We start from the raw sequence: 13,590 nt of genomic DNA, 5'->3' as shown, positions 1-13,590 counted from the left end.
CAAGTAACGTTTGCCTATCGGTTTCATATCAATCATAAACGAATAATTTATTGATAAAACGTCTTCAGACCAGACATTGCATAAAATGTGGGCGATGCTTATGGAGTTTGTGTTATTCATCACATCAAAATCACAGATTATTGTATTTGATGCTTGATAAACGGCCCTGCTATCGGCATGATTTATCGTAATATTTATCCAGAGCATTTGTTACTTCATGAAAAAAATCGCAATCATCGGCTTGTCAGTCCTGCTTTCTGCTTGTGCATCTGAAACTTACATCACAGACGTAACTTCTGAAAGTTATCGAGAGGACTACAAATCAGATCGTATCTCTAAGCCAATTATGGCGTCTGAAAACGCTGTAGTAGAAAAAGACGTACAACCAACTGTTGTGAAAATGACGGCAAAGCCTGAAGAGAAAAAAGTAGTCAAGCTAACGCCAAAAGAGCAGGCGAAGCCAGTTAAGATCGTACCACCGAGTAAAAAGCAAGCAGGTATTCAACGATTCGGCTATACCATTCAAGTCGCGGCTGTGGGTAGCCAAGCGAAAGTCGATCAGTTTGCAAATAAGCTGCCACAGAACGGTCAGCCAATTTGGGAAAACTACAAAGTCGTCAACGGTACTAAGTGGTTCTCAGTTTTATACGGAGACTACGCAACAAGCGCGGAAGCCAAGCAAGCGATTTCGACTTTGCCTGCTCAATTTCAGCAGTTAAGACCATTTGTTAAAAGCATTGACGCCATTAAAAACTCAGCTTATCCAACGCTTAACAAATTAAACTAACACATCAAATAAGGGAGCGAATAGCTCCCTTATTTATTTGTTCAAATCCTACTCGAACAAAATTCCTCACACTAAAATTACTGTACGTCACACTTCAAAGGTTTATCATAATAAATAGTATCTTTTGTAGGTCACGGAAAGATTGATTCATGATTAAAAATATTCTTCTACTATGCGGCGGCGGCTCTTCTGAGCACGAGATTTCATTATTGTCTGCAAACTTTGTCGAACAACAATTAAATCTTATTGAAGACGTTCACGTTACACGCGTAGAAATTAAAAACGAAGGTTGGATGACCAACCAAGGTGAGTTGGTTTACTTGGATCTCAATACCAAGCAGTTGTGCTCAAGTGAATCTAATCAAACCATCGATTTCATTGTGCCTTGTATACATGGTTTTCCAGGCGAGACAGGTGATATTCAATCTCTGTTTGAAATCGCAGGTATTCCTTACCTTGGTTGCGGGCCAGAAGCAAGTAGCAATAGCTTCAATAAAATCACATCTAAGCTTTGGTACGACGCTATCGGCATTCCCAATACGCCATACTTATTCTTAACGCGCAACGATGAAGAAGCTCATACTCAAGCTCATAAAGCATTTGAAAAGTGGGGAAAAGTCTTTGTCAAAGCCGCTCGTCAAGGGTCATCTGTTGGATGTTACAGCGTCACAGAAAAAGATAAACTTTCCAATGCAGTAAATGATGCGTTTGGGTTTTCTGACCAAGTGTTGGTTGAAAAATCAGTAAAACCACGAGAGCTTGAAGTTGCTGCATATGAGATGAATGGCCAGCTGCACATAACCAAACCAGGCGAGGTTATTGCACCTGACGGTGCTTTTTACTCGTACGATGAAAAGTACAGCAGTTCAAGTCACTCGCTCACTGAAGTTGAAGCGAAGAATCTAACCCAAGCACAATTAGATGCAATTCAGCACGCATCTGAGAGGGTATTTAAGCAAATGAATCTTCGCCATTTGTCTCGTATCGACTTTTTCTTAACGGAAGATGATGAGATTTACTTAAACGAAGTAAACACATTCCCAGGTATGACTCCGATCTCGATGTTCCCTAAAATGCTTCACAATAACGGGCACAAATTCCATGAGTTCTTGGAAGATTGTATAAACAGTGCAAAGTGATTAACGTTATCAAGGCGCGTTTTATGATAGAAATTGTTTTCTAGAGCAAGGTTTACTCAAGCCGTATTTGAATATTGCTCAGTAGCAATTATGATTATATCAACGCATTAAACAGATGACTCAGTGGTATGGCGATTTCAAACTATAGAGGTTTTAACCTGCAGTCAGGCGGACCAGATGGCAGTATTTGGAAGGTTAAAATCAAGAACCACGTCTTACAAGGCAGTTTGACGGCGGTAAAGAAAAGCATTGATTGGTGGTGCGACACCGCATCAATTATTTATCCCAAAGAGTTTGCCGCCCTTGGACAAAGAGCGCAGCAAGTTGGTGGTGCAAAATCAGAAGTCTTTAACGGTTATACGATTCAAAATGATACAGGTCAGCCCAACTCTTGGTACTGTATGTTTAATGGTAAACTGATTAAGGGTAGTAAAACTGCTATTCAACGTCATATCGAAGCTTATTTAGCTGCAAAGCAAAAAGCGATGCAAGCTCAACAACAAAAGAAACAATAGAATGACTCTGGTATATTCAACAGAAACCGGTCGAATTAAGCCGGAAGAAGAAAAAACATCTCGCCCCAAAGGCGACGGTATTGTACGAATTCAGCGCCAAACGAAAGGACGTAAAGGTAAAGGTGTATGCATCGTGACAGGTTTAGACTTGGATGATGCACCTTTAAAATTATTAGCTGCAGAACTCAAAAAAGTCTGCGGCTGTGGTGGCTCGGTAAAAGATGGCAATATCGAAATTCAAGGTGATGCTAGAGACAAGATCAAAGCGCATCTTGAAAAGAAAGGCATGACAGTCAAATTAGCCGGTGGCTAATTTACATTCAGGGAAACTCAGAATGGCGTCTAAAAATAGACGCCATTTTTTATTTTAGTAAGTAATACGCTAATTGAAGAACAAGCAATCGCAGATTGATAGATCGATATTAGCTATTTTATGGTAAATAGCCATTATGTTTAATACTCACATTAAAGTCTTTAACTTTCAAATTCACAGGGGAATAGGAGCGCTCATTGGCAACATTTGGCGTACGAGCACATTCAATTTAACATAATATACATAATGCGCACTGTAATAGTGGTTCCTGTGGACTTGAAATCACTAAGGCTAATCCAGTGCAAGCCATTGAGATTCCTGACAATCCAAGCCCATTAAACTTTTTTGCAATTCCTTCCCATACTGCTTTTATCTGCGGATTATCATTGCGATCAGCGTGACAACCCAACAATGCAATCTCAGGGTCTAAACCTGATTGCTCTGCAAGAAAAATTGCTTGTGTATCAGTCATATAACGCTTTCCTTTGCGGAAATCACTGATTCTCTGCGGCGGTACATTCATATCCGCTGCAATTTGTTTGTCTTGTACGTAACTTTGAGCCTTTTTGTAGGCATCTAATAGTTTGTTCTGATACATACCGCTTCCTCCGTTTCCGTCAGTTTAGCTTATCAATCACCATTTTTGGTGTCTTGCGCTAACCAATTTTGGTGATTACGCTAATAACCAAATTTGGTTACTCACTTCAAAACTGGATTGGTTTTAATGGAATCTCAAGCTCAAATCATCTATTACGACTTGCTACCTGACTACACGGTTTCTGTGTTGGTCAAAGGTTGCGACGAATGGGATTTGCTTAAATCCATGTCTCATCTTGAGTCTTGGGCTTCCTCTCAGTTCACTTCTTATGAGTTGGTGTCCATCACCAACACGACCGTTGAACAACGTATCAATTTGGGGGTGTTTGATGACTACTGCAACTAACATCCTTAAAAGTTTCGATGAGCAAAGCGTTCATATTGATTACCTGTGTTTTACGTTTGCTGTGAAAGACTTACGCCATTGTCATGACGCCGTTCGTCGATTGCACAAGCATGAGGAATACAAAGGCTTTGCCAAATCTGGACTGTTACAGCGTCACTGTCGCGCACCTAAGTTCCCTGCTCCACCTGTGTTTAATCCGACGGTTGCTAAGACATCTGAAGAAATTGAAGCGTACAACAAAGCCTTTGATATCTGTTACCGAAACTATTTGGAAGATTGCTTGCGCATCTTCACCAACCAAGTGCTTGGTTTGTCATTGTCTGCGCCTCGTGGTTTAGGTTTCCAGTTCTACACCGAATCCATGAAACTGACCTCGCCAGATGGTGAAGACTTCTGCGGCTTCGTTGGTATCGGCGGTAACAATGACACGGTGCATTTCCAAATCAACGGAACGGGATGCAAGCATGTATTTGCCCGTCGTCCTGCGTGGTCGCTGCATGACTGGCTGACCAATGTACTTGGTGTGCAAACTCTGGCGCGTGTTGACTTGGCCTATGACGATTACGACGGGATTTTCGATTGCGAATACGCTTACAAGGCGTGGCGTGACGACTGTTTCCGCACTGCTGAACGTGGCCGTGGTCCTGTACTTCATGAAGATATGACCATTGCCAGTATCGGCAAAGACGGCAAACCGATTTACACCAAAGAGCAATACTCGATTGGTTCGCGTACCTCGCGCATTTACTGGCGTATCTACAACAAGGCTCTTGAGCAGAAACTCGCAAACACGGGTCTTGTCTGGTATCGCTCTGAAGTCGAGCTGAAAAAATGGAATGTTGATGTGTTGCTGAATCCAGCTGGCGCGTATGCCGCGCTCAATGATTTCGCAGCCTCGATTTCTACCGCTAAGAAATTCAATACCAAACCTGTCCCGACGAAACGCGCAGCGTTAGACCTGCTGGCCTCTGCGCACTGGATGCGTCGCCAGTACGGGAAAATCCTTAATTCACTTATCGAATTCCATGAGGGCGACATTGAAACCGTGGTCGGTTCCCTTGTCCGTGATGGAACGAAATTCACCTTCCCCGATACCTACGGCAAGTTGGTGACTCACATATTGGAGACTTAACAAATGGCTAAATCCGTTTTTGTACTTGGCATGGATATCACTTGGAACTCAGCACGTGGCGACAGTGCTCAACTGAACGTGTCACGTCCTCTACGTGAAATCAACTCAGAGAAATTCAAACGCCGCACTATCGGTGAATCGGGTGATGTGAATCCCCAATGGGATCAACCGTTGATGATTGACCATGAATATGCCCTGCTTCTTGAGCGCACTGGTGCTCTTGTTCCTCGCCGCGAATACCAATTGCGCTTGGAGATTAATCCAGAAGACCCACTGGCGGGCGCTATCGTGACTGAGCTTATTCCAGTCGACCAAGAAATTAAGAAGCACTTCGAGGCTTCAATGAAACCCGTTCAAGGCTAAAAAATGTCTGTATGCGTCACCGTCGTTAACCAGTATGGCAATTTGAAAGCAACGAAAACGCCTGTTGTGGATTGCCAAGAATACGTGCTGATTTCGGCGGTGGACTACCAAGAATATAAGGAACCAGTCCTCTTCAACGGTGACTTGTTCCTGTATGTCAGTGGCGTGCTCTTGATCAACATGGTCGTTGGTCACTGGGTGGGTCGTGTTGTTCGCCTTATGAGTAAAAGGTAAATCTTATGAAAAAACTAGAACTTGTTGTAACTAACGTAAAACACGCAGTCGTAAACAAAAAAACCGCAGCTGGCGCTGCTCTTATGGTCGCGTCTGTCTCTCCGGCCTTCGCTGAAGTCGATATCACGGGCGCAATCAACTCTGCGGTATCCGGTGGTCAAGCTAACGTATCACTGGTTGTGGCGGGTCTAATTGGTATGGCTGCACTGGGCTTTGGTGTGACTATGGTTGTTGGCTTCTTGCGTCGCTAACGGTTCGCCTCCATGCCTCCTTTATCTGGTAATTTACTTGGAGATGTTCTCGCTATCATTCTAGGTGTTGCCTTTGCGGGGGCATTTCTCCACGGCTTTGTGAGTGGCATCAATACTCACTAATCAGTTAATCAAGGGGGCTTCGGCTCCCTTTTTTATTGGCTTCTTTATGAAAAAACTACTGCTTTTTCTTCCGTTAATCTTTCTGTCTTTTTATAGCCAAGCTTCTGCGACTCAATTTCCCACAACGGGTACCGCAAGGGATGTAGGTGGTATTTTTGATTGTGCTGAGAACGGGAAAAGCTACAACATTGCTAGCGTGCTTTCTTGTCTTGAGAATCGCAGCGTTCCATATAAGAACTACAAAACCACGACGTGCTTTTTGCAAGTGAACAAGTATGGTGGTGGTTCCATTTGTAATGTTTCAGGCGGAGATTATCCCGGTCAAACGGTTAGGTTTAATGGTTGGTATGGGTTTCAATGTCCTGCTGGCACCGAACTTAACCGAGAAAACATGTGCGAATCGAACTGTGAATTTGGCACCAATCCTGATGGCTCATGCATGGATGCTTGTCAGTTCAAACAGTCCATTGGCGATACGGTGAAATTGTATTGGCACCCTGCTGTCTACGGCGAACTGGTGACGGGCGCGTGTTACGGTGACTACGGTGCCACTCGATGCGAAATGACCAAAAACGAATCCACCATTATTTGTACTGGCGTTCCTGATGGACAGTACACGCCCGACTCTCAATGCTCTCTGCGCTTTGCTTACACTGGACGTCAGTGTGAAGGTGGCACACTTTTCTGGGGCGTGAATGGGCCAGACGAGCCAATCATTCCACCGGATACGCCAGAAGACCCAACCCATGACCCTGACGACCCAACAGGCGAGATTGAAGACCCAAGTGTCCTACCCGATGATTCAACCAACACGGTCAATCCCGGTGTCGTTGATGATAAACCGGACGTAGAAGACCCTGACACGGATGAATCGACAGACACGGCAGTCCTTTCTGCTATTAAAGGGCTTAACGTGGATGTGAACAAAGGCATTCATGATCTTAACGTCGATATCAACCAGTCACACGCGGACATCACCAACGCGGTTATTGATGTGAAAGGCTCTTTGGTCGATAACACCCAAGCCATTCAAGAGCAGCAAATCAATGACAACAAAATTTATAACAACACCAAGGCACTCATCCAACAGGCCAACGGCGATATCACTACGGCGGTGAACAACAATACCAACGCCACTATTGGTATTCGTGACGATTTAAAAGGGCTTGGTGATTCTGTGGGCGAACTCGATAGCAGCTTAAATGCGATTGAGGGTCTATTGACTGGCTCAGAGTTTGGTACACCTACGGGCACCGCTATCACTGGCGAAATCTTCACGGCAGAAGACTTTGCCAACCTGCAAACTACGATAGATGAAAAAGCCGAATCCATCCAAGGCTATGTGGACGACATCAAAGGCTTAATCACTATCGGCACCAACTTCAACAACGGCACATTAAGCGACAAGTCTTTTAACATCAAAGGCGCAACCGTTGAATCAGGATTACAGCGTTTTGATGCGGTATCGGGCTACGTGCGCCCTGTCGTGCTGTTCATTTGTGCCTTAATCGCCCTTTGGGTTCTGTTTGGTAATCGGAGTAAATAACATGGAATACATCTACTCAGCATTAGAGTTTATTGCCAACATTGGGCAAACCTTTCTCGACTTCTTTGATGTGGCGATTGAATGGATAAAGAACGCGTTTGAATACGGCGCGATGTGGCTTATCTCAGTATGGCTCGATATCAAGATTGCCTCGATACAAATCGCACTCAAGATTGCGCAGCTGCTGCTCGAAGAGTATGGCGTCTATACGCTTGTCGAAGACCGCTTTAATGCACTTCCCTCTGACGTCCGTTATATCTTGACCGAATACGGCGTCACCTCTGGGCTACGTGTCATCTTTGATGCGTTCGCTACGTCTTTAGTTATGCGTTTTTTTAACTGGTGATTGAATGGCTACTTCATTTCGATACGGTCACGGTGGCTCTTACAAATCGGCTTGCGCTGTGTGGTTTGACTTACTGCCTGCACTGCGTGAAGGTCGAATTTGCATTACCAACATTCATGGCATGCAGCCACTTGAAGTGATTGAACAACGCCTTGGTGAGAAGTTTCCTGATACGGCTCGGCTCATTCGCATTAGCTCTCGCAATCCTGAAGGCTTCGAGCTTTGGAAATACTTTTTCTGTTGGGCGCCCATTGGGGCGTTCATCCTCATTGATGAGTGTCAGCAAATCTTCTCGGTCAATGCAGGTTTTAAAATGGCGAACATACACAAGCGCCCTTTCACTGACTTTGAGCCTCACTTACCGGAGGGATTCTCTGAGCTGTTTCACTCTCGTTGGCTAACGATTGATACATCCAGTTTGGACAATGGCGAGATAGACGATTGCCAACGCACACGCTTTGATGAGCAAGGACGCATCATCTATCCAGAGAACTTTAACAACGCCTTTATGGAGCACCGGCACTACAACTGGGACATTGTGTTGCTCACGCCTGACTTTGCTCAAATCCCGAAAGAGTTAAAAGGTGTTGCGGAGTTGGCCAAGCAACATAAGGGTAAAGATGGGATCTTCTTTTCCAACCGCAAACCGCGCATCTTGGAACATGACCCGACTCGAACGGTCACCAAACCAAGCAAAGACGATGTGGTTTATAACCTCAAGGTGCCGCTTGATGTCCACCTACTCTACGCCTCGACCGTCACGGGGCAAATCACCAAGTCGGGGCTTGGAAAGAATATCTTTCTTAACCCGAAATTCTTAGCAGCTATGGCACTGGTCGTGCTTTCATTTGGGTACTTAGTTTATGCGCTTATTGGTATGGTTTCTGATTCTGAGACGACAACTGCGGAAGGAACGCAGCTTCATCAAACTTTGCAGCAAAGTGGCGTTTCGACTTCGCAAGGTCAAGCACGTCCTGGTCAAAGTGGTTCGCCTGGTTCTGTCATGGGTTCTAGTGGTTCTGGCTGTACGGGTTCTGGTTGCGGGAATGAGTCTTATCATGACGTAGGCACCGTTCCGGCTTGGTTCCCACTGGCGAACTCAGAGAGTATCTATGTCTCTGCGGTGGAACGTTGGCACAAAGCCACCTCGATACACGTCAACGTGCATTTTGAGGTTGTCACACCGCGTGGTGTGACTTACCTCGATGACGGGTTCCTAAATAAGTTGGGCGTCAAGATGGAATATCTGGACGATTGTCTCGTCCAGTTGTCCCACGGCGCATCCAACTTCTATGTCACGTGTTCGCCGTATGAGCAATATGCACAACGGCAAGAGCAAGATATTGAACTCAAACCCGTTGGCGGTTTGTTTGGTGGGGACGAAAGCTAATGAATGAATACGTAACGCATGGACAGCTGGTTGACATCATCGAGCTGTTTGATCATCTCTCGATAGTGAATGCAGTCATTGTGGTGCTCGTGTATGACCTTGCGAGATATCTCCTAGGCAAACTGGTCGACTACTTCAATTAAAGGCACGGTGCCTGCCCCGCAGGGATAAGGAGTTGCGGAGCGACGACGAGGCACCAAGCCGCCCACCACAGCAAAACCTAGCCTCATTACTTAATCGGCGCGGTTAGCAGCCCAAAGCTACTTGGATGCTGCCGCCCTCCTTCCTGCTAGACCAGCCTCGCAGAGACTATCCACACCAAAGGCGCGTTAACCTACCGGAACGCTGCATACTCACAACATCAAAGCTTTGCGAGTGTCGAGCAATGCTTACTCTTCTTTTCTGGGTTCTCTCCGACGGACGCACGGAGCAAGTGAGGACGGGCTAGGACGATTGCGCGACGTGCGGCGGGAGGTCAAACCCCCGAATCTGTATTACGGGGGTAAATTCCCACTCCGAGCTGGCGTTGTACACTGTACAAGAAATTCTAGCTATAGCAAAATCTTGCAGCCCTGTATTACAATCAAATAAAACAGATTGTTATAATTATGGGTGCACATGAAAGACGATGTTACTGAATTAAGACTGTCAGAAACTTACGAGTTAAACGTAACGATTGATGTCAAAGGAGTTCCTTTTGCAGCAAAACTGAAGCTAAGCCCAAGAGAGATTTTATTACATGTATTTGGGGAGGTACGTGAAGGTAGAAAGTTTGCCTTTGACTGGAGCAACATGGAGAACCTTGAATGTCACTGTATTAATAAAACATTCATACTTAATAATGTAAACCTTTTGCGCGCATCCAAAAGGACATTGACTAGCTATAACAAAGATGTCGTTGTTATAGAATGCTCATATAGCGTTGGTTATTTAGTCCTAGTACCATCCAATTTTTACCAAGAGCATATAGGATTTGATTCCTTAAGCTTGCATTCATCATGTCTCAATCGATGGTTAGGTCATACAAAAAAACAAAGAGAAATCGTTGATTCATATTATAAAAGTAATCCATTTAGTAATAGCGATCTTTTAAATGAATTCCATATTTCGTTAAATAATAATGAATATTTTACCGTAGGGTACAACCTGACAGTATATGACTCACCAAATGAGTTTAGTACAGGTATGCTTTTCACTCCGTCTTTTAATTATTTATTTAATGAAAAACTTATCGCTAAAGATGTTAAGTATAAATTTGATGAATTGTATACACTTTTGGTGTTTTTTATTGGTAGAGATTTTTCAATTGAAAAAATAGATGTCAGTTATGGTCAAAGTAGTCAATTGGCTAGTTTGTACTTTCCCACAGAACACTTCTCGCAGCACAACAAAATGGACTATGAGTTTTTTCCATGTAGTCATAATCTTAACTATGACCAACTTGGACTACCTTCTTTGCCTTTGGAATCATTTTCCAATTTCTTCAGCTTAGATAAACACGATAAAAACCATTTTTTCAAATATTTAAAATACAAGAGAATGACAAGTGATGAAGAGAAGTTCCTTGGTTACTTCAGACTTTTAGAGTCTTTATGTAAAAAGGAAAAAAGCTTTCTTGATGATGAAGTTTTAAATGATTTAATTAAAAGATCTAGAAACTATCTTATTAAAAAATTTGGTGACAAGAAAAACGTAAACTCTTTCCTCAAAGGAATTCCTTACTATAACAAGAGAAAATACAATACCGCAAAATGCATCCAAGACTTATATTTATCAATTCCAACAGAAGTTACTAAAACATGGTTATTTTCTAAAGGCGACATTCCAAAAGTAACGAAAATTAGAAATGACATTACACATGCTAATGATTTTTATATAACTGAGGAAGAATTACATAAAAATACTATATTTATAGAGGTATTATTGATTTTTTCGTTATCAAACAAGATTGGAATTGATTTTGAAATAATGAAAAATATAATTAACAGGTTAAGCCAATACTTATTCATTATAAATAAAGATTAGACAAATGCCCCATTTCGGGGCATTTATTAGATTTTCGTTTGAATTATCGCTCTAACATATCTGAGGATTTTTGTCATCGTAACTTGGTCTGGTTCGCTTCCAATCTCTAACAAAGCAATTCCAGTCAAAACTTGTTGAGCCGTTACTAGCTGCCCTGTTGGAAGTTCTAATCTATCATAATGCATTTTGAATTGTTCCCATTGCTCAGATGAGCTCAATTCCCTTCCCTTTGTCATTCTCATCAGCCGTTTACACTCAGGAGGAATGGTTTTCCCCTTATCCCATTCTTTGACTGTTCTCACAGTTTTTAAACAAAGTTCAGCAGCTTGTTCGACGGATAAACCACATTCAAATTCACGAAAAATATAGTTTTTAGTCATTTCGTGATACTTCATTGAATAGTCCCTCAAAAGAGAGACATTTTATAGGACTAGCATATGCAATCGCATTCAACATAAGCAGATATAATACGCACTTTAGAGTTAGAAGATTAGCATTGAAGATGATAGCTTGGTGACGCCGTATTTGGCTTTTCGCTTTATAGACTGCAGTAGCCGATTAAGGTCCTGCACTGTATCTTTGATTACGTTCGACACTATACGCGTTTGTTCTGCATCTTGCTCATTCAAGTAGACGAACAGTTGGATTGGATATTCCATTATTTCTCTGCAAATTTACTGCTCATTATATCCTTTCGATAACTTATGTTTTAAGTTATCGAAAGGATGAGAAAATTCAATGTTCTCACTTATGGTCACGTATTATCCATCCCAAAAAGTGTAATTATTACATTAGCTTTATAGGAACAAGGCATCCATTAGATGTAAACTCTCTACTTTTCAATCTATACCTAGATCTTTCTTCATATGTTCACTCAACTCGCTAGTGGTTCTTACATTAATTTTATGTTTGCAATGATGGATTCTCAACTCTTCACCAAATAATTTTACTAACGATTTTGTATACAAAGCACTAATATTATTTATTATTCTATACAATGTACCTTTCTGATAAACAGATCTTTTCGAATTTTGTATTGCAGTCTTCATATTTAAATATTCTCACATTTTTAACTTTATAATTTAAAGAATTATTTTCAAGTTCGATCTTTATTATTGCTTTTGTCGATTTTGAATGAGTCATTATCAATGATGCGCAATCGACAATTAAATCACCTGAATCTAACTTAGTAAGTTCACGAGAGAGAACTTTTATTTTTAAATTTTCCGTTTCGTTATTTAAGTCGATTGAGTTAATTTCTTCAGGATATTTGTTTAACTTAATATCCAATATGGTTTTATTAAGGTAGTAGTCTGCCATTATTTCATGACGGCTTTTAAATATCATTGTCCCCCTCCGTTGATGCAAGTTATACTTTCCCTCCCGTTAAAAGACAACGTGACTCAGAGTTGCAAAAAGGTAACAATCATGGAATTGATGAACAATGAGCTGGTCTGCTTTGCAGCCATTTGTAAACACCTCTCTCTTACAGAGGCATCAAAAGAACTTGGAAAGTCGAAAGCTCAAGTCAGCAGGCAGTTAGCGGCATTAGAAAAGCAACTTGGTGTAACACTCGTCCACAGGACAACAAGAAAACTCGTTTTAACTGATCATGGCGAAAGCATTAGAGAGCTTGCCATCAAAACGTTAGAGAGCTTGCAGGAGTTAAATTACAGAGCTAGCTCGTTGAGTGAATGCATTAATGGAAAGTTTAAAATTACAATGCCCAATTCTATAGCCTCTTCTATTTTTGGTTCTGTTCTTAAAGGCTTACAAGAACGATATCCAGCAGTGAACTTTGAAATATCATCAAGTAACAATGTTGAGAATTTATTAGAAAGTAATGTAGATTTAGCGATTAGGCTTAATAATATTATTGATGACACTCTGATTGCACATAAAATCGGTGATTATAACGATGTTTTAATATCTACAGTTAACAATGCCAATAATAACACGCTATTAATCTACAAGAATCACTCGAATAAGGAATCGATTAAAAAGCAGTACACTGACGTTATCGAAGTTGATAACACCTCTATTTTAATAAACTTTGTCTCTGAGGGGGTTGGGGTTGGCGTCATCCCAAATTATCTTGTAAAAGGTAACCATATAGACAACAATATCCAAATTTCACAAAATTTTGATATAGAACGCTCCATGTATATCGCCTACCCTTATCAAAACCCTTTACCAAGAAAGCTAGCTGAAATATCTACTTTTATTAGGTCTGAGTTATCAAAAATATTGAAAAATGAATCACTTTAGGATGGCTTTTCAGGTTTATAATTTTCCTTTGATAACTCATGAGGTCTAGCGAGAAGCTTTGTAACGTATTGTTTCAAAGAGCCTCGTTAGGCATTTATGAAAATCCCCATCTTTATGCTTGTTATCACAACATGAGATGCTATACCGTTTCATTATCAAGGCTTTGCGTGGAATAAATCACGTGGGTGAAACGATAGATTGACTTACATTAAAAA

At 41.8% G+C, this 13,590-nt stretch carries 19 protein-coding genes; 15 read left to right on the top strand and 4 right to left on the bottom strand.

From position 1 onward, the window contains the following. The first annotated feature begins 217 nt into the window (after positions 1-217). The 4 genes from ACZ5ZC_RS07515 to yciH all read left to right on the top strand — a co-directional run bounded on the left by ACZ5ZC_RS07515 (position 218) and on the right by yciH (position 2,754). On the top strand, positions 218-787 hold the full coding sequence (locus ACZ5ZC_RS07515) for an SPOR domain-containing protein (RefSeq protein WP_005390018.1): 570 nt from the start codon (positions 218-220) through the stop codon (positions 785-787). Between the two features lie 149 nt (positions 788-936). After that, positions 937-1,926, top strand: a complete 990-nt coding sequence (locus tag ACZ5ZC_RS07510; RefSeq protein ID WP_054867603.1) for a D-alanine--D-alanine ligase — start codon at positions 937-939, stop codon at positions 1,924-1,926. A 128-nt stretch (positions 1,927-2,054) separates the two neighbouring features. Next, positions 2,055-2,441: a DUF3319 domain-containing protein gene (locus tag ACZ5ZC_RS07505; protein WP_054867604.1), complete on the top strand. Its 387-nt coding sequence runs from the start codon at positions 2,055-2,057 to the stop codon at positions 2,439-2,441. 1 nt (position 2,442) lies between these two features. Beyond that, positions 2,443-2,754, top strand: a complete 312-nt coding sequence (gene yciH / locus ACZ5ZC_RS07500; protein ID WP_012842285.1) for a stress response translation initiation inhibitor YciH — start codon at positions 2,443-2,445, stop codon at positions 2,752-2,754. 229 nt (positions 2,755-2,983) lie between these two features. Here the strand turns inward: yciH and ACZ5ZC_RS07495 are convergent, their stop codons facing one another. After that, positions 2,984-3,352: a DUF3693 domain-containing protein gene (locus ACZ5ZC_RS07495; RefSeq protein WP_054867606.1), complete on the bottom strand. Its 369-nt coding sequence runs from the start codon at positions 3,350-3,352 to the stop codon at positions 2,984-2,986. Positions 3,353-3,478: 126 nt separating this feature from the next. On the opposite strand from ACZ5ZC_RS07495, the gene ACZ5ZC_RS07490 reads away from it, so the two are divergent. The 10 genes from ACZ5ZC_RS07490 (at position 3,479) to ACZ5ZC_RS07445 (ending at position 11,107) form a co-directional block, all read left to right on the top strand. Further along, complete coding sequence (locus ACZ5ZC_RS07490; RefSeq protein ID WP_140146142.1) at positions 3,479-3,697, top strand: SAM domain-containing protein; 219 nt, start codon at positions 3,479-3,481, stop codon at positions 3,695-3,697. Further along, complete coding sequence (locus ACZ5ZC_RS07485) at positions 3,681-4,829, top strand: replication initiation factor domain-containing protein (RefSeq protein WP_229601808.1); 1,149 nt, start codon at positions 3,681-3,683, stop codon at positions 4,827-4,829. The genes ACZ5ZC_RS07490 and ACZ5ZC_RS07485 overlap by 17 nt, the downstream gene beginning before the upstream one ends. A 3-nt stretch (positions 4,830-4,832) precedes the next feature. Beyond that, positions 4,833-5,192 carry a DUF1293 family protein gene (locus ACZ5ZC_RS07480; protein ID WP_005477647.1) on the top strand — a complete coding sequence of 120 codons (360 nt, stop codon included), beginning with the start codon at positions 4,833-4,835 and terminating at the stop codon, positions 5,190-5,192. Between the two features lie 3 nt (positions 5,193-5,195). Further along, a complete protein-coding gene (locus ACZ5ZC_RS07475) occupies positions 5,196-5,426 on the top strand; it encodes a hypothetical protein (RefSeq protein ID WP_054867607.1) in 231 nt (76 codons plus the stop codon). Between the two features lie 5 nt (positions 5,427-5,431). Beyond that, entirely contained in the window at positions 5,432-5,677 is a 246-nt protein-coding gene (locus ACZ5ZC_RS07470) for a hypothetical protein (RefSeq protein ID WP_025552897.1), read from the top strand. Positions 5,678-5,846: 169 nt separating this feature from the next. Further along, on the top strand, positions 5,847-7,346 hold the full coding sequence (locus ACZ5ZC_RS07465) for a hypothetical protein (protein WP_053300316.1): 1,500 nt from the start codon (positions 5,847-5,849) through the stop codon (positions 7,344-7,346). Position 7,347: 1 nt separating this feature from the next. Next, complete coding sequence (locus tag ACZ5ZC_RS07460; RefSeq protein WP_005477634.1) at positions 7,348-7,692, top strand: DUF2523 family protein; 345 nt, start codon at positions 7,348-7,350, stop codon at positions 7,690-7,692. 4 nt (positions 7,693-7,696) lie between these two features. Further along, complete coding sequence (locus ACZ5ZC_RS07455; protein ID WP_464931564.1) at positions 7,697-9,082, top strand: zonular occludens toxin domain-containing protein; 1,386 nt, start codon at positions 7,697-7,699, stop codon at positions 9,080-9,082. Continuing rightward, entirely contained in the window at positions 9,082-9,225 is a 144-nt protein-coding gene (locus ACZ5ZC_RS07450) for a hypothetical protein (RefSeq protein ID WP_080347355.1), read from the top strand. Before ACZ5ZC_RS07455 ends, ACZ5ZC_RS07450 begins: the two co-directional genes overlap by 1 nt. A gap of 475 nt (positions 9,226-9,700) precedes the next feature. Further along, a complete protein-coding gene (locus ACZ5ZC_RS07445) occupies positions 9,701-11,107 on the top strand; it encodes a HEPN domain-containing protein (protein ID WP_464931563.1) in 1,407 nt (468 codons plus the stop codon). Positions 11,108-11,133: 26 nt separating this feature from the next. On the opposite strand, the gene ACZ5ZC_RS07440 is transcribed toward ACZ5ZC_RS07445, so the two are convergent. From ACZ5ZC_RS07440 to ACZ5ZC_RS07430, 3 genes are all read right to left on the bottom strand, one after another. After that, positions 11,134-11,502 (bottom strand): regulator, encoded by a 369-nt coding sequence (locus ACZ5ZC_RS07440; protein WP_464931562.1) that lies wholly within the window; start codon positions 11,500-11,502, stop codon positions 11,134-11,136. Positions 11,503-11,589: 87 nt separating this feature from the next. Then, entirely contained in the window at positions 11,590-11,766 is a 177-nt protein-coding gene (locus tag ACZ5ZC_RS07435; RefSeq protein ID WP_162860670.1) for a hypothetical protein, read from the bottom strand. Positions 11,767-12,097: 331 nt separating this feature from the next. Further along, the gene (locus ACZ5ZC_RS07430) at positions 12,098-12,454 is read right to left on the bottom strand and encodes a hypothetical protein (RefSeq protein ID WP_054867612.1); all 357 of its coding nucleotides are present in this window, start codon (positions 12,452-12,454) and stop codon (positions 12,098-12,100) included. A gap of 81 nt (positions 12,455-12,535) precedes the next feature. Here ACZ5ZC_RS07430 and ACZ5ZC_RS07425 point away from each other — a divergent pair, with 81 nt between their 5' ends. Next, positions 12,536-13,375 (top strand): LysR family transcriptional regulator, encoded by an 840-nt coding sequence (locus ACZ5ZC_RS07425; RefSeq protein WP_012842273.1) that lies wholly within the window; start codon positions 12,536-12,538, stop codon positions 13,373-13,375. The last annotated feature ends 215 nt before the right edge of the window (positions 13,376-13,590 follow it).

Source organism: Vibrio sp. JCM 18905, assembly GCF_055393305.1.
Note: the sequence above shows the minus strand (reverse complement) of the source record. Positions and strands in the feature narration are given on the sequence as shown.